Source organism: Kitasatospora sp. NPDC086801, assembly GCF_044745805.1.
Classification (GTDB): Bacteria; Actinomycetota; Actinomycetes; order Streptomycetales; family Streptomycetaceae; genus Kitasatospora.
On the sequence record NZ_JBIVAX010000068.1, the window covers coordinates 1 to 22,515 of the forward strand.

Annotated in this window: 22 protein-coding genes and 1 pseudogene; 18 read left to right on the forward strand and 5 right to left on the reverse strand. The window is 71.0% G+C overall.

Annotation, left to right across the window (positions count from 1 at the left end):
* Window positions 1-39 precede the first annotated feature (39 nt).
* Window positions 40-144 carry a hypothetical protein gene (locus ACIPLC_RS36880; protein WP_400477433.1) on the reverse strand — a complete coding sequence of 35 codons (105 nt, stop codon included), beginning with the start codon at window positions 142-144 and terminating at the stop codon, window positions 40-42.
* A 153-nt stretch (window positions 145-297) separates the two neighbouring features.
* On the opposite strand from ACIPLC_RS36880, the gene ACIPLC_RS36885 reads away from it, so the two are divergent.
* Window positions 298-795: a winged helix-turn-helix domain-containing protein gene (locus ACIPLC_RS36885; protein WP_400477434.1), complete on the forward strand. Its 498-nt coding sequence runs from the start codon at window positions 298-300 to the stop codon at window positions 793-795.
* A gap of 263 nt (window positions 796-1,058) precedes the next feature.
* On the opposite strand, the gene ACIPLC_RS36890 is transcribed toward ACIPLC_RS36885, so the two are convergent.
* Window positions 1,059-1,709, reverse strand: a complete 651-nt coding sequence (locus ACIPLC_RS36890) for a TetR/AcrR family transcriptional regulator (protein WP_400477435.1) — start codon at window positions 1,707-1,709, stop codon at window positions 1,059-1,061.
* Window positions 1,710-1,830: 121 nt separating this feature from the next.
* On the opposite strand from ACIPLC_RS36890, the gene ACIPLC_RS36895 reads away from it, so the two are divergent.
* The gene (locus ACIPLC_RS36895; RefSeq protein ID WP_400477436.1) at window positions 1,831-3,243 is read left to right on the forward strand and encodes an amidase; all 1,413 of its coding nucleotides are present in this window, start codon (window positions 1,831-1,833) and stop codon (window positions 3,241-3,243) included.
* A 360-nt stretch (window positions 3,244-3,603) separates the two neighbouring features.
* Here ACIPLC_RS36895 and ACIPLC_RS36900 read toward each other — a convergent pair whose 3' ends face one another.
* Window positions 3,604-4,998, reverse strand: coding sequence for an alpha/beta fold hydrolase (locus ACIPLC_RS36900; RefSeq protein WP_400477437.1), 1,395 nt, complete (start codon window positions 4,996-4,998; stop codon window positions 3,604-3,606).
* A 238-nt stretch (window positions 4,999-5,236) separates the two neighbouring features.
* Between ACIPLC_RS36900 and ACIPLC_RS36905 the strand changes: the two genes are divergently transcribed.
* From ACIPLC_RS36905 to ACIPLC_RS36965, 13 genes are all read left to right on the forward strand, one after another.
* Window positions 5,237-5,767 carry a hypothetical protein gene (locus ACIPLC_RS36905; RefSeq protein WP_400477438.1) on the forward strand — a complete coding sequence of 177 codons (531 nt, stop codon included), beginning with the start codon at window positions 5,237-5,239 and terminating at the stop codon, window positions 5,765-5,767.
* A 359-nt stretch (window positions 5,768-6,126) separates the two neighbouring features.
* A complete protein-coding gene (locus ACIPLC_RS36910) occupies window positions 6,127-6,969 on the forward strand; it encodes a siderophore-interacting protein (protein ID WP_400477439.1) in 843 nt (280 codons plus the stop codon).
* Between the two features lie 273 nt (window positions 6,970-7,242).
* Entirely contained in the window at window positions 7,243-7,413 is a 171-nt protein-coding gene (locus ACIPLC_RS36915) for a hypothetical protein (protein ID WP_400477440.1), read from the forward strand.
* A gap of 560 nt (window positions 7,414-7,973) precedes the next feature.
* Window positions 7,974-8,099, forward strand: coding sequence for a hypothetical protein (locus ACIPLC_RS36920; protein WP_400477441.1), 126 nt, complete (start codon window positions 7,974-7,976; stop codon window positions 8,097-8,099).
* A 489-nt stretch (window positions 8,100-8,588) separates the two neighbouring features.
* A complete protein-coding gene (locus ACIPLC_RS36925; RefSeq protein ID WP_400477442.1) occupies window positions 8,589-8,939 on the forward strand; it encodes a beta/gamma crystallin domain-containing protein in 351 nt (116 codons plus the stop codon).
* A 1,496-nt stretch (window positions 8,940-10,435) separates the two neighbouring features.
* The gene (locus ACIPLC_RS36930) at window positions 10,436-11,359 is read left to right on the forward strand and encodes a phosphotransferase family protein (RefSeq protein ID WP_400477443.1); all 924 of its coding nucleotides are present in this window, start codon (window positions 10,436-10,438) and stop codon (window positions 11,357-11,359) included.
* A 199-nt stretch (window positions 11,360-11,558) separates the two neighbouring features.
* Window positions 11,559-11,855, forward strand: coding sequence for an Imm21 family immunity protein (locus tag ACIPLC_RS36935; RefSeq protein ID WP_400477444.1), 297 nt, complete (start codon window positions 11,559-11,561; stop codon window positions 11,853-11,855).
* A gap of 59 nt (window positions 11,856-11,914) precedes the next feature.
* Window positions 11,915-14,200, forward strand: a complete 2,286-nt coding sequence (locus ACIPLC_RS36940; protein WP_400477462.1) for an ATP-binding domain-containing protein — start codon at window positions 11,915-11,917, stop codon at window positions 14,198-14,200.
* A 149-nt stretch (window positions 14,201-14,349) separates the two neighbouring features.
* The gene (locus tag ACIPLC_RS36945; protein ID WP_400477445.1) at window positions 14,350-14,637 is read left to right on the forward strand and encodes a hypothetical protein; all 288 of its coding nucleotides are present in this window, start codon (window positions 14,350-14,352) and stop codon (window positions 14,635-14,637) included.
* Between the two features lie 40 nt (window positions 14,638-14,677).
* Window positions 14,678-15,223, forward strand: a complete 546-nt coding sequence (locus tag ACIPLC_RS36950) for a GNAT family N-acetyltransferase (protein WP_400477446.1) — start codon at window positions 14,678-14,680, stop codon at window positions 15,221-15,223.
* Window positions 15,224-15,620: 397 nt separating this feature from the next.
* Window positions 15,621-17,051, forward strand: a complete 1,431-nt coding sequence (locus ACIPLC_RS36955; RefSeq protein WP_400477447.1) for an alkaline phosphatase family protein — start codon at window positions 15,621-15,623, stop codon at window positions 17,049-17,051.
* Between the two features lie 158 nt (window positions 17,052-17,209).
* Complete coding sequence (locus ACIPLC_RS36960) at window positions 17,210-17,881, forward strand: hypothetical protein (RefSeq protein WP_400477448.1); 672 nt, start codon at window positions 17,210-17,212, stop codon at window positions 17,879-17,881.
* Between the two features lie 404 nt (window positions 17,882-18,285).
* Entirely contained in the window at window positions 18,286-18,780 is a 495-nt protein-coding gene (locus ACIPLC_RS36965) for a DoxX family protein (protein WP_400477449.1), read from the forward strand.
* 204 nt (window positions 18,781-18,984) lie between these two features.
* Here the strand turns inward: ACIPLC_RS36965 and ACIPLC_RS36970 are convergent.
* Window positions 18,985-19,104: pseudogene (locus ACIPLC_RS36970) on the reverse strand (GDP-mannose pyrophosphatase); the annotation flags it as partial.
* 47 nt (window positions 19,105-19,151) lie between these two features.
* On the reverse strand, window positions 19,152-19,535 hold the full coding sequence (locus ACIPLC_RS36975) for a DUF4406 domain-containing protein (RefSeq protein ID WP_400477450.1): 384 nt from the start codon (window positions 19,533-19,535) through the stop codon (window positions 19,152-19,154).
* A gap of 49 nt (window positions 19,536-19,584) precedes the next feature.
* Here ACIPLC_RS36975 and ACIPLC_RS36980 point away from each other — a divergent pair, with 49 nt between their 5' ends.
* From ACIPLC_RS36980 to ACIPLC_RS36990, 3 genes are read left to right on the forward strand one after another with little or no spacing between them, the layout of a single operon-like run.
* Window positions 19,585-20,343, forward strand: coding sequence for a DeoR/GlpR family DNA-binding transcription regulator (locus ACIPLC_RS36980; protein WP_400477451.1), 759 nt, complete (start codon window positions 19,585-19,587; stop codon window positions 20,341-20,343).
* 60 nt (window positions 20,344-20,403) lie between these two features.
* Window positions 20,404-21,003 (forward strand): ArsR/SmtB family transcription factor, encoded by a 600-nt coding sequence (locus tag ACIPLC_RS36985; RefSeq protein WP_400477452.1) that lies wholly within the window; start codon window positions 20,404-20,406, stop codon window positions 21,001-21,003.
* Window positions 21,000-22,469: an MFS transporter gene (locus ACIPLC_RS36990; protein WP_400477453.1), complete on the forward strand. Its 1,470-nt coding sequence runs from the start codon at window positions 21,000-21,002 to the stop codon at window positions 22,467-22,469. The genes ACIPLC_RS36985 and ACIPLC_RS36990 overlap by 4 nt, the downstream gene beginning before the upstream one ends.
* Window positions 22,470-22,515: the final 46 nt, after the last annotated feature.

Here is a 22,515-nt window from a genome sequence, read left to right on the forward strand (position 1 = left end):
CTGGAGACGTCGTCATCAAGCCCGTTCCCAGGCCAGTCACTACAGACGCCAAGCCGCGACCCAAGCATGATCGTGATCTACAGCTGGAGTACTAGCCAGAACGGCGGACAGCAGATCGCCCTCGTACATGTCGCCCTCGGCCATCGGGTCGTCCCGAAGCACTTCCACCGCGATTCGTGATCTCGCCGTTGCACGTGCTGATCGAGGGGCTGCTGTTCGAGTACTGCCCCGTGCAGCCGCAGGCCCGGGAGTTGAGCGCGCGGCTTCGAATGCGACATCGCCCGCCGCGCCCGGACCATGTCCCGGCAGGGCCTCGCGGACGTCTTCCCCGGCCTCGACCCGCGCATCGGCTGGCACGGGGACCACCTGCGTATCGACGTCCCGTTCGACGTCGACGTGCCGGAAGCCGACATGCTGATCCTGGTGCCATCGGTCTTCAACGGCTCGCTGTCGGTGGCCATCGACCCGCTCCCCGGAGCCGGCCCGCAGCAGGTGGTGATCTCCTACCCCGCGTACCCTGCGGCCGACGGCGGCGACGGCGGCGACGGCGGCAGGCCGGCGGGCAGACTCGCCGCCGACCAGATGGCAGGCACCCGAGGTCGCATCCTGCGTGACCTGGCCACCCCGCGCACCACCACCGAACTGGCTCACCGTCACTGGCTCACCCCCGGCGCGGTCTCCCACCACCTCACCGCCTTGCACCGGGCCGGCTTCGTCCTGGAGTCCCGGGAGCAGCACCGGGTCTACTACCAACTGAGCGAGCGCGGCCGCGACCTGGCCGCCGTGTACGGCTGAGCGCGTTGGCACGGGGGGAGCCTCCGCGGCCCGCTCCATGCCGGTGGCGTTGACTCCCCGGCTCGCGAACAGGTGGGCGGCGGCCGGGATGCGCTCCCGCCCGCCACGCCCCCGCCCTTGAGGTGTCGTGGGTCGTCGCACTCGTGCGGTGGATGCGCCGCCGGCGCGAGGCCGACAACCTGGTGTGGGGAGGGTGGGGGCCGGCGAGCGCGGGTGAGGGCCTGCCCATGGTTGGCGGGCGGGTCCGGATGGTGGACGGTGAGTCAGATCGCGTCCGAACGGCCCGGGCCGTTCAAGGCGGTGTGACCAGGCAGGGCGTGCCGTTCCCAGAGGCTGTCCAGGTGCGCGTGCAGGACGTCCTGCGCTTCCTGCGGGGTGAGGCGGCCGATGAGGACGTGGGTGGTGAGGCCGTCGGCGAGGGCGAGGAGGGCGCGGGCCTCGCGCTGCGGGTCGAGGGGTGCGGTGCTCGCGGCGCTCTCGCCGGCTTCCCGGATGAGCTGGGTGAACGCCTCGTGCAGGGCCGTGTAGTTGGTTTTCAGCGTGTCGGCGAGCGGCTCGCTGACCACGGCTTGCGCGACGAAGGCGAGCCAGACCCGTGCCTCGGCGCGGTGCTCCTCCCGGAGCAGCGCGATTTCGGTGGCCGCGTGGCCCAGGGCGGTGGCGGCCGACTGGGCCGGGCTCTGGAGCAGTCGGGCCCGGACGCGTGCGGTGATCCGTTCGCCGATGTTCTCGAGAGCGGACACGAGCATCTCTTCCTTGCTGCGGAAGCAGCGCTGCACGGCGCCCATCGACACCTGTGCGCGGGCGGCGACGTCGCGCAGGGTCACGCCCTCCAGCCCGTCCTCGCCGGCGATGAGGCAGACGGCCTCGGCGATGCGGCGGCGCCGGTCCTCGTGGTCAACCTGTCTGGGCATGCCCGGTCGCCTCCGTTGGTCGATGCGTTACTTCGATGCGTTATTCGATGCGCTCGTATCGGTTCCCAGGCTACAGTTCCGATGCAAGCGCATCGGAACGTGGATGGGGAGGATGAGAGTCATGGGGGATGCCCTGTGGAAGCTGCCGGCAGCCGCGCAGGCGAAGGCGGTGCGTGACGGGGAGGTCTGCGCCGTCGAGCTGGTGGAGAGCCATCTGGAGCGCATCGCCGAGGTCGACCCGCAGGTGAACGCGGTCACCCGGCTCCTGGCGGAGCGCGCCCGTGAGGCCGCCGAGCGGACGGACCGGCGCCGGGCCGCAGGCGAGGAGCTGGGGCCGCTCGCGGGGGTGCCGTTCACGGTGAAGGAGTCCACGGCCATCGCGGGGGTGCCGACCACGTTCGGCACCCCGCGCTTTCGTGATCTGGTGGCGCCGGCGGACGCGCCCCCGGTGGCCCGGCTGCGTGCGGCCGGGGCGATCCCGATCGGGCACAGCAACATGCCCACCCTGATCCTGGCCGGGATGCACACGCGCAGCAAGTTGTTCGGGGACACGGTCAATCCCTGGGACCGCGGCCGGACTCCCGGCGGAACGAGCGGTGGCGACGCGGTGGCCGTGGCCACCGGCATGGCCGCGCTCGGGCTCGGCAACGACTCCGGCGGATCGGTGCGAATCCCGGCCCAGTTCTGCGGTGTGGCCGGGCTGAAGCCGACCACCGGCCGCTTCCCCGCGGACCATCGGATCCTCGGTCCGGACGACCCCGGACCGGCGTCCCAACTGCTGGTCACCGACGGCCCGTTCGCCCGGAGCGTGGGAGATCTGCGGCTGGCGTACGAGGTGCTGGCGGGCACCGATCCGCGGGACCCGCGAGCCGTACCGGTGCCCGCGTACGGCGAGCCGCTGCCCGGGCCGGTGAAGGTCGCGGTCGTGGCCGACCCCGGCGGGCACGGCGTCCACCCCACGGTGCGCGCGAGCATCGCGACCGCGGCCGACGCGCTGCGGGACGCCGGGTACGACGTGCGCGAAGTGCCGGACGTGCCCCGGCTGGACGAAGCACTCGACGCCTACGGCCGGATCACCGTGACCGAGTTCGCCCCGACCTGGCCGGTGGTGCGGGGGCTGCTCGGCGAGGGCGGGGACCGCTACATCGGGATGATGATGGAGCGGACCCCGCCCGCGACCGCGGACGAATTCATGAAGCTCATGGGCACCTGGCTGAACATCCGCCGCTCCTGGGCCGAATTCCTCCACGAGTACCCGCTCCTGCTCGGCCCCTCGTTCACCGAACCGCCCGTCGAACCGGGGCTGGAGTCGCGCGACCGGGCCGGGTGGGACCGCGTCGGGTCGGGAATGCGCCTGTGCACGGTGACCAGCTTCGTGGGTGTGCCCGGGGTGGCCGTGCCGACCGGGACGGCCGACGGGCTGCCGTCCGGAGTGCAGATCGTCGGGCGCGCGTTCCGCGAGGACCTGTGTCTGGCAGCGGCCCAGGCCATTGAGGACCGGCTCGGAGTTCTCACACCGGTCGACCCGCGCTGATCGACCCGCGCTGAGGAGTTCGGGCCGGTTGACCCCCCTGGGCCACAGCGGCCGCGTGGTCCGGGCCGGCTGTCGGGCGCTGGCCGCGCGCAAAGCCGGGGTCGCCCCAGGGGCACACGACAGGTGAGGAGACCGGCTGAGCAAGGTCCGGCCGACCTCGGAGCACCACGTGGGGAGATCCGGAGAGCGTCATCAGCTCCGCCTGCTCGGCCTGCTCCGTCTGCTCCGCCTGCTCCGTTTCTGGGGTGGTGGGAGCCTGGTGATCACTCGTTCTTGAAGTCGTCGGCGACGCGGCGGGCCGTTCCGTCCCCCGTACGGAACGGCCCGCCGACGGCTCCCGCTACTTGCCGACGGCTCCCGCTACTTGAGGAGGAAGTCGTACACCGCCTGCCGGCCGGCCGGGTTCGCCGCCCGGTTCTGCACCGAGTGCGCCGCCCCGGGCACGATCACGATCTGCGGGTCGTGTGCCAACTCGGCCTGTTCATGCAGCAGTTCATACGGCGTGGCCAGATCCCGGTCGCCGCCGAGCAGCAGCACCGGCACGTTCGGCAGCTTGCGGTGGTCCGACGGCGTCGGCGGCACCTGCTCGCGCGGCCAGTCGAGGCAGACCAGGAGGCTGCCGAGCCCGGTCGCGGTCGCCGGGTCGTACGGCCAGGTCTGTTCGGCGGTCAGCCGCTGCCGGGTGCGCTCCAGCGCCGCCGCGCGGCCCGCGACGGGGGTGTCGGTGGTGCCCCACGGGAAGTGCGAGTCGGCGCACAGGGCGGCGGAGTGCAGCCCCTGGCTGAGCTCCTCGGCCGAGGCGGCGTCGACCTGCTGGCGGACGAGCTCGAAGAAGTCCTGGAGCTTCGCGGGCTGCCCGGCGGCGGCCTCGTGCAGGATTTCCGGGACCCCGCCGTAGTTCGGGTCGATGAACTCGTAGCCGGTGAGCGCACTCAGGATCTGCGCCCCGTTGCCGTACCGCCGAACGGTGGCGGCGAGGTCGGCGGCCGGGTCGGTGGTGCAGCCGGTGGCCTGGCAGGCGGCCCGCAGGACCCGGGCGCTCGCGGGCAGCGCGGCCAGGTCGAGGGGGTCGAGACCCTGTCGCGGTGCCACCGAGTCGAGCACCAGCCGGGCCACGTGCGCCGGGTGGGCGAGCGCGTACCGCTCGGCGACGAAGCTGCCGTACGAGACGCTGTCCACGGTCAGGCGCCGGTCGCCGAGCGCGCGGCGCAGCTGGTCGATGTCGGCGACGGTGTCCGCCGTGCTGTAGCGGCGGGCGTTCGGGCCGAGGGCGGCGGCGCAGTCGGCGATCGACTGCTTGCGCGGCACGGCGAGGTCGGAGGAGCCCATGTCCTCCTGGAGGCCCGGGCACTGGAGCGCGCCCCGGCCGGTGCCGCGCTGGTCGTACATCACCAGGCGGTAGTCCTTGAGGACGGGCTCCAGTTTGCTCGCCGTCCGCTTCATCGCCGGGACGCCGGGCTGGCCGGGACCGCCGGTGAGGAACAGCAGGTCGCCCTTGGGCGCCGTGGTGTTGCCGGTGACGGCCACCGCGAGGTCGAGGGTGCCGGGGGCGGCACCGCTGTGGTCGAACGGGACGGTGAGGGTCCCGCAGATGAACTCGGGTGCGTCCGGGCAGGGCGCCTGCCCGGTGATCCCGCCGCCGCGGGCCGCTCCGGCCGTGGCGGCGAAGCCGACTGCGGGGGTGGCCAGGGTGGTGCCGGCGACCACCGCGACGGCGCCCAGCAGGGCGGCGATGCGGCCGCGCGTGCTCGTCATGTTCGTCCCTCCGGTCGCGCCGCGTCCGTGCTGACGCGGCAACGGAAGTAGCCTGCGCCCCGGGGCACTTCGATGGCGAGCGTTCCGGCGGGATCCGACCAGGAACGAACCGTCAAGACCCGAATGGCCCCGGAAGGCGGACTGGTGGTGCGACCTCGGGTACCACGCCATCGAGGACGGCGACCTGGACAGGGCCGGGCGGCACTTCGCCCGGGCCAATGAACTCGGTTCCCCGCACGTGCGCGAGCGGGTCGCTTACCTCGCGCTCCTGCGGGTGGAGGAGGACACCGACCGGGCCCGGGTGCGCGAGGCCCTCATGACCGTCCGCGAAGTGCACCCGTCCCTGAATCCGGAACAGCTGTTCTACCTGTGCTGCCGGGCCGTTCTCGCGGGCCTGGAACCGGACGTGCCGGACGGGCGGACCCTGGCGGGGTTGCCGGTGGACCGGCCGGACCTGCTCCAGCCGTGGCTGGCCCAGCCCGCGCTGCGCGCCGGGGCGCGCACCGAGGCCCGCGGCAGGCTGCGCGCGTGCGTGCGCAAGGCCAGCAGGCTGGCCAAGCTCCCGTCCTGGCCATCGGTCGCCGGGTGGGCCGGTGACCCGTCGGCCTCCGACGTCCGCGCACTGGCCGGTGCCCAACTGTCCCGGCTGAAGGGGGAACCCGTGCCCCGGCGCCGCGGCCACGAGTCCGACGATCCGGACGCGCGCTTCCTGCCGTCCGTGCTCCGGCTGGACCGGGGCCGGCTGCACGAGGCGCAGCCGAACCCGTAGCGCCCCAGCGCCTTCCCGGCGGCCTCGGCGGCGGCGATGCCTCTGAGGGCGTTCGGCCGGCGGCGATCCGGCGATCCGGCGATCCGGCGAAGTGCGACGCGGGCGAGGCGGTGGAGGCCGCTTCCTCCCGCGCGCGGCGTGCTCTGACTGTTGCCGGGCCGGCCACGGCGGCATCCGGGCCGTCCTGGCCCCGTGGGGCGACGGCGACTACCGGACCGTCATCGACTACCGGGCCGTCACCGCCGGTGACCTCGACGTCCTGGGGATCGGTTGCCGTCCTCGGGTCGCGCGCTGCCTCGGGGGTGTTAACTTAGGCGAGCCTAACCGAGAAGTGCGATCACACAGCCCAGGGGGGCACCATGGCAGACCAACCGACCCGCCGGACACCGCAGGCCCGTGAAGCGCAGGTGCTGCGCACCGAGCGGATCACACCGCACATGGTGCGTCTGGTCCTCGGCGGTGCGGGGGTGGACGACTTCGACGCCACCGAGTTCACCGACCACTACATCAAGGTGCTCTTCACACCCGAGGGCGTGAGCTACCCGGAGCCCTTCGACATGGCGCGGATCCGCGAGGAGTTCCCGCCCGAGCAGCGGCCGGTCACCCGGACGTACACCGTGCGGACCTGGGACCCGGTACTGCGCGAGCTGACCGTCGACTTCGTGGTGCACGGTGACGAGGGCCTGGCCGGGCCGTGGGCGGCCCGCGCACAGCCCGGCGAGACGGTGCGCTTCCTGGGCCCCGGCGGCGGCTACGCCCCCGACCCGAGCGCCGACTGGCACCTGCTGGCGGGCGACGAGAGCGCGCTTCCCGCGATCGCCGCAGCGCTGGAACGGATGCCGGCCGATGCCGTGGTGCACGTCTTCGTCGAGGTCGCGGACGCCGCGGAGGAGCAGAAGATCGTCTCACCCGCCGGGGCCGAGATCAGCTGGCTGCACCGCGGCGCGCGCCCAGTGGGCGAGGCGCTGGTCGAGGCGGTGGGCGCGCTGGAATTCCCCGCCGGCACGGCATCCGCGTTCGTGCACGGTGAGGCGGGCTTCGTGAAGGAACTGCGGCGCCTGCTGCGCGTGGAGCGGGGCATCCCGCGTGAGCGGCTGTCGGTCTCGGGCTACTGGCGGCTCGGTCAGAGTGACGAGGCCTGGCGGGCGGCCAAGCGCGAGTGGAACGCCAGGGTGGAGGCCGAGCAGGAGCAGGCCGGCTGATCCGCGCCGCCGCCCACGCCGGTGTCGCCCCGCCCCGCTTCTTGCGCTAGCGGGGCGGGTGGGTGGGTGAGTGGGCGGGATGCGGCGACCGAGGAATGCTGCTACATGGTCGAGGGCCAGCGCGCGCTCGGGTGCGGGCTGCGCTGAGGCGATGGATCCGCCGGCGGTGCGGGGCAGACCGTCGTAGATCTCCCGGACGACCGGCAGGGCGGCGCGCGCGATGTCGGGCTCCAGGTCACGGTCGTGGCCGAGCGCGGCCGCAAGGTCCCAGCCGTGTACGAGCAGCTCGACGAGGAACTGCTCGACGACGCGACGGCCGGGGGCCGGGCCGCGTGTGAACGCGTCCAGGACACCGCCCGGCCAGGGGTCGGTGTCGTCTGTGTAGAGGGCTTCGAGTCGGGCGTCGCGCGCCGGGTGCGGGGTTGGCCAGCAGGGCGGTGGTGAGCCACTGTCCTGCCTCGGCGATCCCTGCCGGTGCGGGGCGGCCACCGAGGACGTGCAGCAGTTGCCAGAAGCGCTCGACGGCGGGTTCGGCGGCGGCGGTGAGCTGCTCGTGCAGGAGCCCGCGTGCCATGGCACCGTCGGAGGTCACGGCGGGGGCGGTGTTCGCGCGGCTGGGCAGCCAGGCGGCGACGATGTCCGCGATGCCCGAGGCCCCGTCAACACCGCCGAGACCGGAGATTCTTCGGCGCGTTCCCGTACGGGCAACCCCTCAAAGCCGTCCGAGGCAGGAAGATTTCCCGTCCACGCGCCGATGCCGTTATCACAGGGGGCGTCTGCGCCGAAGGCCGGTGGCGGTTTCATCCGTGACTCAACGCGCGACGCGGCGCCGCAGCGTCTGCCCCCGGTTGGCGCACTTCAAGCAGCAGCGTTTGTCTGCCTGTTTGGTCAGCAGTTACTGACTTCGGCTCGTCAGGGTGAACCTTCGCGAAGTCCCTGATGGGTCTGGAGCAGGGGCCGGCTGCCCATGGCTGGTGGAGGACCAGGTGTGGACGGCTACGCGGGTGGCCACACTGATCGGCCGGAAGTTCCACGTCTCCTGCAGCGTCTCGGGCGCCACGAGGCAGGATTCACCCGCCGTCCGCCCAGAGGACGAACCCGGGGCCGGCGGGGCCGCACCCCGGTTGTGACGGTCAGTGGCCGGCGCTCGGGATGCCTTCCTCGGTGTCCCTGCCACCGCCAGCCGGGCCTGCGCGATCCGCGAGCCCGTCCTGGAGACGCCGGCCCCCGTCGTCGCCGACGCCCTCGGCTCCCACCAGGTCACCACCGCCAGGCTGGCCTCCCAAGCCGGCGGCACCTGGAGCCGGTACGCCGCCGGGGACCACCTACGGTCACCATCCGGCTGGACACCACGGCGAACTGACGACAGCCGAATAAGCGGGCTCAACCAGTCTCGACCCCCGACACGCGATCCACACCCCGCGCTGGGGAGTCGGCCTGGACGGCTGTGCGGTCCGTGCGGCAGGTGCGGAGTTCGTCTCGGCAAAGTCCCGTAAAAGTCCCAGCAAATGGAATGATGTCCGAAAATCGTCACATCAGGTTGCGGCCTGAACACCTCTTGTTAGTGTCCCTTCAGTTCGACTCGTATGCCCCACCTCATATACCAGGGAGTCTGCGTCATGCTGAAGCGACGAATCGCCGTGGCCGCGGGGGTCGCCATGATGGCTCTGGCCGTCGGCACCGTGCCCGCCCACGCGACCAACGAGGTCAACTTCGCCGAATGCCTTTTCGTCGGCGACTACTTCACCATCGGCATCACCAACGACAACGGCACCGGTTTCAGGAGGTGCTTCGCGAACGCCGGTGACATCTGGATCGACCAGAGGTCGGTCACGAGTTTCAGCAGCGGCAACAACGCCGGGTACTTCGAGTACGAGCCCGGCGACGGTTCCCTCTACCGCCACAGCTTCGGCAAGAACCAGGCCATCACCAAGAACTACGGCACCATCACGACGCTCCACATCAACTGAGCCCACCGGCCGGTCACAGGGAGCCGTACCCCTGTGACCGGCCCCCGCGGGGAGCCGTCCCCCGACGGAGCCGGCGCCGGGCGGGCCCTGCGGCACGCGGTCGACGGGGCCCGGGACGAGGGGCGTGCGGACGCGCTGGGTGGGATTGATGAACTCGTCGTTGTCGTCGTCGTCCGAGTTCACCGAGGCGGTGACCGACCCCGTCGCCCAGGAGGCCAGGCCAGGCCAGGCCAGGCCGAGGAGGAGGAAGGGGACGGGCAGACCGCGCCCGGCGCCGCCGAGGACCAGCGGACGGGTGGCCGACGCCAGGCCGTCCGGTTCGCTGCCCGGCTCCTCGCCCAACAGGTGCTTGCGGTAGGCCGACGAAAGCATTGTCAGGTAGGCGGTGTAGTGCATCCGGTAGCGCAGGACCGCGACCGTCGCCTCGCACAGCGACTGCGGCATTCCGCCGAGGGCCACGAGATCCGCGGCAGGGCGTGGCCCGCTCGCCCCCGCTCAAGCACCGCGACCTGAACCTCTATCTGGACACTTCCAAGAACCTCGGGGCAGACCGAAGCGGTCGAAGTTCTCCCGATCCAGCTGCTTGGACGGGCCGTCGAGCTATCGCATGTGTTCCCGGAGTCCGGCTGCTGCTCCTCGCCCTGTGGCGCTGCCCGGCCTGCGCTGCCCGGCCTCGCCCGTGGCCGGGCCTCCGTCTCACCTCAGGCTTCCGTCCCGTCCGCCCGTACCGGGTCCGGGATCGGGTGGTGGTGCCGGGGGCTGTTCTCGGTTGCCGGGTACAGTGGCCGCTGACATGGCCTGGGGGGGATCAATGTGAAGCGTTGGCAGCGGGGTGCGGTGGGTGTGTGGGCGGTGTTGGTGGTCGGTGGTTGTGCGCTGACGCTCTCTCTGGAGGAGGGGGCCGATGGTCCGCCGCCGACGGGTCGGCCGAGCGTTCACCCCTCGCCTGATCCGCGCGATTCCTGCCAGGGCCCCAACGTCATCTGTAGCGCGGACATCGTCCCGGGTCCTTGAGTACCCGTACCGCGGATCGCGGTGCCGCCCGCCTCGTGCTGCCCGCCCGTCCCACCCAGTCTCCTGGGCGCCGCCAGGCCCTGGCTCCCGCCGCTCCTGGGCGTTGAGGTCGGCTCGGGAACTGTCGGGTTCAGCCGTCCTGGCGTGTGCGGCCGGGCCGGGCTGGGGGCCGTAGATGGTGCAGCAGTCGCAGGTGGTGAGGGAGTTGGCCTGGCAGTGGGGGGTGGGTCAGTACCGGGAGGTGCAGGGGCCGGGGTCGACTGGGGTGTCGTTGTCGGGCAGGGTACGCCGGCACCAGTCGCACCAGTCGCACCAGTCGCACCAGTCGCACCGGATCGAGGCGGGTACGCCGGCCTGGCGCAGCCAAGGCGTGATTGGTAAGTGGTCGAGCTGTGGCCGTTCGTCGGCGTGGCGGTGATCGTGAGCATGCATCGCGGGAAAGTCCGGTGCATGGATGAACTGCCAGCCCCTAACATGCATGGGTGAACCTTTCGCATCTCGGCACGCCGATCAGGCCGATGATCCGCGTCCACGGCGGGTTCGCCAACCGGATGTACCGGCTCGACACCGACCAAGGGTCGTTCGCGGTGAAGGAGTTGAACCTCGTCGACCGCCGCTGGACCTACCACGTCGAGGACGTGTTCAGGTTCGAGCGGGCGGCCTTCGCCGCCGGCATCCCGATGCCAGAGCCGATCTCGGCCAGCCACCACACGCTCGTCCACCGATGGGTCGAGGGAGAAACGGTGCCCGAAGCACCGGTGTCGGCGGCGTACGCGTTCGATATCGGTGAGATCCTCGCGCGCATCCACGCGCTCGACGTCGCGTGGACCCACGTGGCGATCGAGGATCCGACGTCACGGGACTGGCCCGAGCTCGCCGAGCGGGCGGCGGCGACCGGACAGCCGTGGGCCGACGAACTCGCCTCCCACGTCGAGACGTTCCTCGCGATTGCCCACCTCGTCGACACCTGCGAACGGCCGGGCCCCGTCGTGCTGACCCATAAGGACATCCAACCGTGGAACCTGCTCGCTCGAGAGGGTCGGCCGGTGCTGCTTGACTGGGAGCTCTCGGGGATGCTCGACCTGGCCGGTGAGCTCGGCTCGACCGCGCTGAGCCTCGCGAAGGGACCTGGCTTCAACGACATCAAGCCCGCCATCTTCCGCTCGGTCCTCGACGGTTATGTCGCGGGGGGCGGAGCGCTGCCGCCGTCAGGTCCAAGCTGGTTTGTGTTCATGATCGGCGGCTGGCTGGGGCACACGAGGTGGAACGTCCTCCGGTGCCTCGCCGGCGTCGAGGCGAGCACCGGCCCTGACCTCGCGCTGTCGCACGAGTCCGTGCGCAACGGCGTGCGCGGTCTCCCCGACCTGTTCGGCCGACTTCCGGAGCTCGAGGCGTTGCTCGTGTGACAGCACTGCCGACCTCGCACCGCCGCGACCTGCGGGATCTGCGGGCGATCGGCACCCTGCGAGATCTCCTCCGCCACCGGCGAACCGTGGTGCGACCGGTGCCAACCCTGGTGGGCTGACGTCAGCCGACGCCAGCCGGCGATCAACCGACGCACCATCGCCTATCACCTCACCTGCATCTCGATAGCAGGGAACCGGCATGAACAGCGACAACGCCTGGGTGGCCTCGGCCAGCGGACCTCTGATCCTCATCCCGCAGTCCGTCTGTCACCAGTGGGGCGGAGCCCCGCGCACCTACCCCGCCGATGAAGGGGATCACGGACGTGCCTGCGTCGGCGACTTTGCTTCCTCGCGCCTTCAGCGGCTGCATCGGGAGGATTCCGTGGCCCTGCCAGGCATGACGAGACGTAGTTGTGAGCCGCGTTGGCGAAGGCGGGCAAGCAGCACTACGATTGGCAAACTGAATCACAACAAAGAAAAAGTCAGTCAATTCTAACACAGGGGTCCAACTTGTCAAGCGAAGAGGCAGCTCGTCGGGAACAGGCGTACGTCTTGATGCTCTACGAGCGTCTCGACGAGTCCCGGGAGCGGATCTCGGCTCAAGTGAACGCCCTGCTCCAGAACCACAGCGGTACCCATCAAGGCAGGATCGAGCGCGACGCCGCGCACACGATGTACTCGGGGAAACTCGCCCGACTCATTGCGGCCGAGAACGGACTGTGTTTCGGAAGGCTCGACCTTCGCGAGGACGACGAGCCGCGGTACATCGGCCGCCTCGGTGTTTTCAGCGATGCGGAGGACCACAAGCCGCTCCTGATCGACTGGCGGGCGCCGTCCGCGCGGCCGTTCTATCTGGCCACGGTCATCTCGCCGCATGGCGTCAGGCGGCGGCGCCACATCAGAACGAGCCACCGGAAAGTGACGGAGGTCCACGACGAGGTCCTCGACCTCGATGCGGCGGACAGCTTCCGGAACGAGGGCGTAACGGGTGAGGCGGCACTCCTCGCTGCCCTCAACGCAAGCCGCACTGGCCGGATGACGGACATCGTCGAGACCATCCAGACTGAACAGGACCGGATCATCCGTTCCTCGCACAACGGAGTGCTCGTCGTGCAGGGCGGCCCCGGCACCGGGAAGACCGCGGTGGCACTGCACCGCGCGGCATTCCTGCTCTACACGCACCGCGAACAGCTGGCCAGGCGGGTGGTGCTGATCATCGGGCCCAACCCCACATTCCTGCGCTATATCGGGCAGGTACTGCCCTCCCTGGGTGAAAGCGGAGTTCTGCTGTCCACGGTCGGCGAGCTCTACCCGGGAGTCACCGCCGACCTCGTCGAGTCGCCCGACACGTCCGAGATCAAGGGCCGGATCACCATGGCTGACGTGATCGCCACAGCGGTGCGCGACAGGCAGTGGGTGCCTGACGATGTTGTGCTGGTCGAGTACGAGCGCGAGACGCTTCGGCTTGACCGGCAGACCTGCGAGCGGGCGCGTGAGCGGGCGCGCGACTCGGGTCTGCTCCACAACCAGGCTCGGCCAATCGTGGTCCAGCAGATCAGCGAGGTGCTCGCCCAACAGTACGGCGACCGGATCGGCGCCGATCCGTACGGCGGTCCCAATCTGCTGGATGACGCCCAGATCGAGGACATCCGTCAGGAACTGCTTCAGGATCCTGCGGTACACGCAGCGCTGGACATGCTGTGGCCCGTCCTGGCTCCCCAACAGCTGCTGACCGACCTGTTCGCCTCCCCGGAGCGGATTGCGTCTGCGGCGCCCCAACTCACCGCGGAGGAACGGCGGTTGTTGCTGCGTGAGCCGCACAGGGGCTGGGCGTCCTCGGACGTGCCGTTGCTGGACGACGCCACAGAGCTCCTTGGGGAGGACGAACAGGAGGCCCGGGCACTCGCTGAACGAGAGCGCCGGGCACGCATCGCCTACGCCAAAGGCGTGCTGGACGTCGCGCACGGCTCCCGCTCCACCGACCTGGAGGACGACCAGGAGGCGGAGATCCTTTCCGCCTTCGACCTGGTGGACGCCGAGTACCTGGCCGAACGGCACGAGGAGCCGGACTACCGGACCGCGGCGGAGCGGGCGGCCGCCGACCGGACTTGGGCCTTCGGACACGTCATCGTGGACGAGGCCCAGGAACTGTCGGAGATGGCGTGGCGGCTGCTGATGCGGAGGTGCCCGGTCCGCTCGATGACCATCGTCGGCGACGTGGCGCAAACCGGTGAGCCGGCCGGCACCAACTCCTGGGATCAGGTCCTCGGCCCCTACTCGGACAAGCGATGGCGGCTCGAGCAACTCTCCGTCAACTACCGCATGCCGGCCGAGATCATGGCGGTTGCCGCCGACGTGCTGGCCGAGATCGACCCGGCGCTGCAGGTGCCGCAGTCCGTACGCGAGACCGGCGTGGAGCCCTGGCGACAGGAAGTCCCGCAGACGGAACTGGCCGAGCGCCTGACCGAGATGGTCGCGCGCGAGACCGCGGAGCTGGGCGACCGGCGGCTCGCGGTGATCGTGCCAGGGGCACGCGTCCGAGAACTGGGCAAGGCCGTTACCCGTTCGGTCCCCTCCGCGACGATCGGAGAGGATCCCCAGCCGGAGGCCCGGGTCGCCGTGCTCGACACCCGGCAGGCCAAGGGACTTGAGTTCGATGTGGTCCTGGTCGTCGAACCGGGAGAAATCGTGACCGAGTCACGCCGGGGTCTGAACGACCTTTATGTGGCGCTGACCCGCGCCACCCAGAGACTCGGGGTCGTGCACACTGGTGAGCTGCCCACCGCCCTGAGCCGACTACGGCCCGTCAACGCGCCCCGCCAGACTCCTGTTGATCCATGATGAGCGGACCGGCGCCCGTCCAAAGCCGCTTGGGGATACCGACTTGAGCCTGAGTGGTGCACACAACTCCGTCCTTCGTGGAGCACTCGGATCAGTACGGGGACACGCGTGCCGTACGGGCCCGCACGATCGCCGCGAACGCGAGGGCCATGCGAACCATCGGACTCCTCACCCCGTCTCCCTCGCTCTTCCCCGGCGGCCAGCCCGGCCGACCGATCAGCACCACACCGCTCATCCACCGGCCGAATCAACTCGGAATCCGCCCCAACCAGGCCCGCAGCACCGCACTCTTCCAGCTCGCCGCCGAGATCCCCGCCGCGATCCTCGCCCGCACCCTGGGCATCCCCACTGACGTCACCGTCGCCTGGCAACGTCTCTCCGCCGGCGACTGGGCCGACTACGCCGCCGAAGTCGGCCGACGCACCGCGACGTCCTGACTCCGCGGAGGATGTCAGACCCTTCTGGCATCCTCCGCCCATGCCGAACGACTCCGCCCTTCACCTGGTCCAGATAGCCAACCCGCACGACATCGTTCCTGAACTGCGGAAAGAGTTGATCGACTGCTGGATCGCGGTCACCAACGCCGGCGGCGCCGCCGGATTCCCGTTCCCTCCGGTCGGCCAGGACGACGTCGTGCCGGTCGCGGACAAGCTCCTCAGTCGTCTCGACCCGCAGCAGAGCCGACTCCTCGCCGCCCAGGTCGACGGCGTCCTTGCCGGATGGGTCATCCTCAACCGCGATCCCTGCCGACTCGTCGGGCACTGGGGCACCATCCACCACCTCCAGACCCACCCCGCTCTCCGCGGCCGCGGCATCGGATCCGCTCTCGTCCACGAGCTTCGGAAGATCGCCCGCGACGAGCTGGGCCTTGAACAGCTCCATCTGGCAGCCCGGGGCGGCGAGGGCCTGGAGGACTTCTACGGGCGGCTCGGATGGCGTGAGATCGGTCGCTGGCCCGAAGCCCTCCGGCTCGCGTCCCACGACACCCGCGACGAGGTCCTCATGATCCTCGCCCCACTGTGATCACAGAGGCACGCGGACGGTTCCCATACCCGACGTCATCAGTAGACCGCCGGGGAGGGGCACGGGCTAAGTTCCTCGCGGAGGTCAACGCCGAGGAGACCGAGCGCAACCAGGACCTCCTCCACGCCGAGTCCCGGCACTACCAGGAAGGCAGACCGCCCTCGGGCCCCGGTGCCCGGGACCTGCTCGCCCGCACCATGACCCGTGCAGACCAGCACCCCTGCGGGCCGGTCGGCAGTGTGGTGCGGGGGCGGGTACGACGCCTGGCGGGTACCTGACATTCCTTGGCTGTTCATCCGTCATCCCCACTGCCTAGAAGCTCCGGGGGGAAGGCCACAGGTGGTCCGGTGCGGTGACATCCCGCACGCGCACCGGCGCGACGGAGAGGGTAGGGCTGATGTCCGGAATGACCCGACGGAGGCTGCTGGGATCGGCGGCCGGTGTGATGGGAGCGGCAGCGGCGATGAACCTGCTGCCACCGAGTGTCCAGCGGGCGGTAGCCGCGGGGGTGCCGAAGGCCGGTTCGCTGCGGGACGTCGAGCACGTGGTCCTGCTGATGCAGGAGAACCGGTCCTTCGACCACTACTTCGGCACGCTGGCCGGTGTCCGCGGCTTCGCGGACCCGAACGCGCTGCGGCTGGACAACGGGCGCTCGGTGTTCCACCAGCCCGACAGCGTCAACCCGGACGGCTACCTGCTGCCGTTCCACCTGGACACCCACACCACGAGCGCGCAGGCGATCCCGTCCACCAGCCACGCCTGGTCGGTGCAGCACCAGGCCTGGAACGGCGGGAAGATGGACCGGTGGCTGCCCGCGCACCGGTCCGCCGACGGCGTCAACGGCCCGTACGTGATGGGGTACTACACCCGGGAGGACATCCCCTTCCAGTTCGCCCTGGCCGACTCGTTCACCATCTGCGACAACTACTTCTGCTCGGTCCAGGGACCGACCTGGCCCAACCGGCTGTACTGGATGACGGGTTCGATCGGAGCCGGCGGCGGCCAGGGCGGCCCGATCATCGAGAACTCGGCGTCCAAGCCGCTGACCTGGAAGACCTACCCCGAACAGCTGGAGGCGGCCGGCGTCAGCTGGCAGGTGTACCAGGAAGCCGACAACTACGGCACCAACATGCTCTCGCTCTTCAAGAGCTTCCAGCAGGCCGCGCCCGGCAGCGCACTGCACCGCAAGGGCATGACGGCGCGGCCGGCCGGCACCTTCGAGGACGACGCGCGCAACGACCGGCTGCCCGCCGTCTCCTGGATCCTGCCGACCAGCTACCAGTCCGAGCACCCGGACTACCTGCCCGCCGCCGGTGCCGACTACGTCGCCTCCAAGATCGAGGCGATCGCATCGAACCCCGAGGTCTGGGCGAAGACGGTGTTCATCCTCAACTACGACGAGAACGACGGCCTGTTCGACCACGTGCCGCCACCGGTGCCTCCGGCCGCGACGCCTGGCGAGTTCGTCGGCGGTCTGCCGATCGGCGGCGGCTTCCGGGTGCCGTGCATCATCATCTCGCCCTGGACGGTGGGCGGCTGGGTCGCCGGCGAGGCCTTCGACCACACCTCGGTGCTGCAGTTCCTGGAACGGTTCACCGGCGTCCGGTCGGCCACCGTCACCGACTGGCGCCGCAACGCCTTCGGGAACCTGACCTCGGCCTTCCAGTTCGACAGCGGCGTGTGCAGGGCCCCGGCGCTGCCCCCGACCGCCGAGCAGCTCGAACTGGCCAAGTACGAGGTGGCGAACTACCCGGCCCCCGCCCTCCCGGGCACCGGCCAGCAGTTCCCCACCCAGGAGCCCGGCGACCGGCCGCACCGGCCCCGATAGCGCTCAGCAGCACTCGGCGGCCTCCGGAACCGGGCTGCCCGCCTACCGTCCCTGAGCCCGGATCTGAGTACCCGTGCTCAGGCCTGCCGGGCCCGCCCTCCCGTAGCCTCGCGATCAAGGCCGGCAGGAGATCGGCGCCGACACGGGGGACGATGCACATGCAGACCAGCGACCGCACCACGGACCGTCGGCGGCTGGTCGTCCTCGGCGTGGTGCTCCTCCTTCTCCTGGTCGGCACGGTCTCGACCGGGGCGTGGCTCTTCGCCCACGGCCACGGACCGATCGCCCGGCACGACAAGTCCGGGACGGACGCCGGGAAGGCCCGGGACGGCATCCAGAGCGCCCTCGACGGCGCCGCCGGAGCCATCACCCCGCACGTCGCACACTCCGACGGCTGGTACTACGTGGTCCGCGACCCGAACCACTGGGACGGCGAGCCGCGGCCGACCTCCACCGTCTACCGCACCTGGTCGCTCCAGGCCCGGGTCGACCAGTCGAAGTACGAAGCCCTCGCCGGCCAACTCGCCCAGTACTGGAAAGCGCACGGATACCACGTGGGCACCTTCCAGAACTTCGCCGGCGCCAACACCGACACCCACCTGACCGACGAACGCCAGATCTCCGCCACCTCGCCCGAGGGCGTCCTCGTCACCCTGGAGATGGACGCCCCGGGTGTGAGCCTCCAGGCCTCCCTGGGCGGCGTCCAGTACGCGGGCACCGAGGTGTACGGCAAGGACTCCGCCCAGCCGGGCCGCCGGTTGGACACCTACCCGCACCAACTGCGCGTGACGCCACCGACCGTGGAGGACCCGTACTGGTCGCATCGCTGACGGCCGGCCCGACCTCCAGGGCCGGCCGAGGCGGGGATCCGGCCGACGGGACGCTGACGGAGGTCGGCAAGGACCTCGAGCCGGCCTCCGACGCGTCCTACTCCACCCGGGACGAGTGCGTGCAGGTCCTCTACGACTACCTCCGGCTCATCCACGACCCGGCCAACACCCACTCCCAGCGCGCCCACGCGGAGATGAGCGCCCGCCTCGCCGCCAACGGCAACCCTCAGTAGCTAGCGCCAGGCCCCGCACGCGCCTGACCTCACTCGCGCCAGGCCCCGCACGCGCCTGACCTCACTCGCGCCCGCGGTTCCACTCGGCGGCGGACATCCGCCCACTTGTGCACTTAGCTTAGCCTTACCTAATCTACCGGTCGTCAGTTCCCCTTCGCCGAAGGAGCTTCGATGACCACCTCCGCTGCGCTCGCCGGTCGGGCCCGGCCCCATGTGCTGGCCGCCTTCCGGATCGTCGTGGGCTTCTTCTTCGCCTGCCACGGCGCCGCCTCGTTGTTCGGCGTCTTCGGTGGTGCCGTCGGCGCCCCCGGTGAGGCCGTCCCCGTCGGCGCGTGGCCTTCCTGGTACGCGGCCGTGATCCAGTTCGGCGGCGGCCTCCTGGTCCTGCTCGGCCTGTTCACCCGCGCCGCCTCGCTGGTCGCGTCCGGCTCGATGGCCTACGCGTACTTCGTCGTCCACCAGCCCTCGGCGCTGCTGCCGCTGCAGAACGGTGGCGAACCCTCCGCCCTGTACTGCTGGGCCTTCCTGCTGCTCGCCGTCACCGGCCCGGGCACCTTCGCCCTCGACCGCATGGTGGCCCGCCGTACCGTCCGGCGGAGTGCCGTTCCGCCCGTGCCCCGGGCTGTCCCGGCGGACGGCCCCGACACCGAGCCGAGCCCGGCCTGACGCATCGCCACGAGCCCACCGGCGTCGGAGGGCCGCCCGCCCGGGCCGCGTCAGGTCCTGCCTGTCTCGGGTGCCCGTCCGTGGCCCGTGGTCGTGGTCCGCGGTCGTGGTCGCGGTCGACCTGATTCGGTAGGCCGCGCACATCGGTAGGCCGCGCACAGCGGTGCCCCGGCAGAATCGGCGCGGATCGGGTGAGGCGGTCGGTCAGTGCGGGGACCGGTCGGCCCTGTGCGGTGGGGGAGCGAAGGGGCCGTCCAGGGCGGCCCATTGCAGGAGCAGGATGGTCTTGCCGTCGGTGATGCGTCCGTCGTGGATCATGGCGAGGCCGGTGCGGCCGCGGTGGTCGGGGGAGTCGATGCCGGGGCGGGTGGTCACGTGGTCTCCTGCGGGACGCGGCGCGGGATCTCGCTGACGTCGTGGTAGACGGGCAGGCCGCGGCGGCGGGCGGTGGCGACGTCCTGGTCGGCTCCGGCGGAGTCGCCGGGGAGCCGGAGCACGGCGTCGCAGTGGGCGAGCAGGCGCTCGGCGGTCGGGTAGAGAACCTGGTCGGCGAGGGGGTCGGTGGGGCCCGCGCCGGCCGAGCGCAGGACGGGCAGGGCGATCCACTCCCCGATCACGGGGACGTGGCCGGCGGTGAACACCGGCCAGGCCGCCGCTTCGAGGCGGGCGAGGTTCGCGGCCATGGCCTGTGGGTCGCCGCCGGTGCCGGAGCGGTAGGGGCCGGCGATCAGGACGAGCATCGGCTTGTCGGTCATGGCGCGCTACGATACACACAGAAACGTGCAAGAACAGGAGAGAACGCGAATGCTAGCTGCCGAGCGGCGCGACCACCTGCTGGGCCTGCTGGCCCGGGAGGGCAAGATCGTCGCCAAGGGCGTCGCCGCCGAACTGGGCCTTTCCGAGGACAGCGTGCGCCGCGACCTGCGCGACCTGGCCGCCGAAGGGCTCTGCCAGCGGGTCTACGGGGGAGCGCTGCCGGTCTCCCCGGCCGTGGCGGACTACACCGCCCGGCAGACCGTCACCCCCGACGGCAAACGGCAGGTCGCCGAGACCGCGGCCGCGCTGGTGCGGCCCGACAGTGCCCTGATCCTCGACGGGGGCACCACCGCCCTCGCCGTGGCCGGGGCCCTCCCGCCGGACCTCGCCTGCACCGTGATCACCCACAGCCCGACGATCGCGGTCGCCCTGCTCGACCACCCCCGGGCCGAGGTCTTCCTGCTCGGCGGCCGCCTCTTCAAGCACTCGGCGGTCGCCTGCGGAGCGGCCGCGGTGGAGGCCGCCCAGAACGTCTCGGCCGACCTCTGCCTGATCGGCGTCACCGGCGTCCACCCCGAGGCCGGGCTGACCACCGGCGACGCCGAAGAGGCCGCGATGAAACGCGCCCTGGCCGCACGGGCCGCGGAGACGTACGTCCTCGCCTCGTCCGAGAAGATCGGCACGGCCTCCCGGTTCCGGGTGCTGCCCTGGGAGGACATCAGCGGCCTGATCACGGACGCCGGCCCCGGCCACCCGGTCATCGGGCAACTCGCGGCACAGGGCGTGGAGGTGCTGGCCGCCGGCTGACGGTTGCGGGCAATGTGTGAGAGTTGACTCTCACGTATTATGAGAGGACACTCTCATGACATGGAGCGTGGGAATCGCCTGGGCGATATCGAGATCACTGACCCGAAGGCCATGCGCGCGTTGGCACATCCCGTACGGCTTGCGATCCTCGAGCGTTTGCAACGGCACGGACCGGCGACGGCGACGCAGTTGTCACCGGAGGTCGGAGCCACCCCGTCCGTGACCAGCTGGCACCTGCGCCACCTGGCGGGCTTCGGGCTGGTCCGCGACGCCGAGGCCGGAACGGATCGCCGGGAACGGCGATGGGAGGCCGTGGCACGGGGATTCCGATTCGGGGCGCCGGATGACGAAGCGGGCCAGTCCGCCGCCCGGGTGCTGTCGCGGGAGATGTTCGCCCGCTCCGCCGACCTCCCGCAGCGGTGGGTGACCGAGACCGAACCCGAACTCGATCCCGTGTGGCGCAAGCCCGCGGGGTTGGCGAACACCCGCGTCGTGGTGTCCCCCGAGGAACTCGCGGCCATCGAGGACGCGATCGAAGCCGTCCTCGCGCCCTACGTGACGCGCGACCCGGCGCGGCGGCCGGCCGACAGCCGTGGCGTCCGACTGCTGCGCTACGTCCTGCCGGAGGCCGCCGAGGAGCGGACGGGAGACCTGGCATGAACTCCTCTCAGGACACGGCCCTCTCGTTATCACTGTGGCGGGACCGGCGCTTCATCCGCTTCTGGGCCGGGCAGTCGGTGTCGCAGTTCGGTGACCGGATCTCCGAACTGGCGTTACCCCTGATCGCCGTGGTGGCCCTGCACGCCTCGGCCGGCCAGGTCGCATGGTTGACCGCACTCGCCTGGGCCCCGAACCTCCTCGCGATCGTGCTCGGCGCCTGGGTCGACCACCGCGTCCACAAGCGCCGCCTGATGATCCTCGCCGACCTGCTCCGCGCGTGCGTGCTGCTCACCCTTCCCGCCGCCTACCTGTTAGGCATCGTGACGCTCCTGCAGTTGTACGCCGTGGCGCTGCTGACCGGTGCCGCGGCGGTGCTGTTCAACACCGCCTACCCGCCCTTCTTCGCCCACCTCGTGCCGCGCTCGTCCTACGTCGACGCGAACAGCAAGCTCAGCGCCAGCCGCTCCGTGTCCTTCGTCGTCGGCCCTGCCGTGGGCGGCGCCCTCGTCCAGGCCCTGACCGCGCCCGTCGCCGTGATGGCCGACGCCCTGTCCTTCCTGGCCTCGGCCGTCCTGCTCCGGCCGATCCGGGTCGAGGAACCGGCCGTCGCCGCCGACCCGGCAGGACCTCCGTTGCTGCGGCGGGCCAAGGAGGGACTGGTCTTCGTCATCCGGCACCCGGTACTGCGGGCGAGCCTCGGCTGCGCGACGACCCTCAACTTCTTCACCTTCATGTCGGGCACCGGCCTGACCGTCCTGTTCGCCGTCCAGGTGCTCGGCCTCTCCGCAGGGACCATCGGGCTGGCCTTCGGCATCTCATCAACCGGAGCTCTCGCGGGCGCGGTGATCGCCCCGAAGCTCTCACGACGGATCGGCGTGGGACGCAGCACCGCGGCAGGCGCCGTCCTCTTCCCGGCCCCCATCGCCATCGCCGCCACCGCGAGCGGCCCCACCTGGGCCCGCGCAGGGGCCCTGGGCGCTGCGCAGTTCCTCTCCGGAATCGGCGTGATGCTGTTCGACGTCAACCTCAACTCCCTGCAAACCGCGGTCATACCGGACGGCATGCGCAGCCGCGTGGCCGGCGCCTACAGCACGGTCAACTACGGCATACGCCCCATCGGCGCCCTCGTCGGTGGCGTGCTCGCCACCCACTTCGGACTCAGGACCACCCTGATCACGGCCGCGGTCGGAGGAACACTGTCACTGCTCTGGCTGCTCCCCTCAGCGATACCGCGCATCCGCTCCCTGACTCCGGACGATCTGATCGCCGCGGACGGTGACACAGTAGTAGAGGGCGAGGCCCCATCGGCTGGCGGTGCCGCTGTAGCGCAGGCGCATCAGTTTGACCCGTTCGCCGTCGGGCAGTTCGCCTTCCACGTAGGCGAACTGCCCGCGGTGGCGGATGTGCAGGTCCGTCAGTTGCGGCTAGGCGGTGCGGGCGTGTTCGGTCAGCCGCTGGGCGAGTGACAACTGGGTGCACTCCGGCGTCGTGGGCATGGCCGCCATCCTGCCG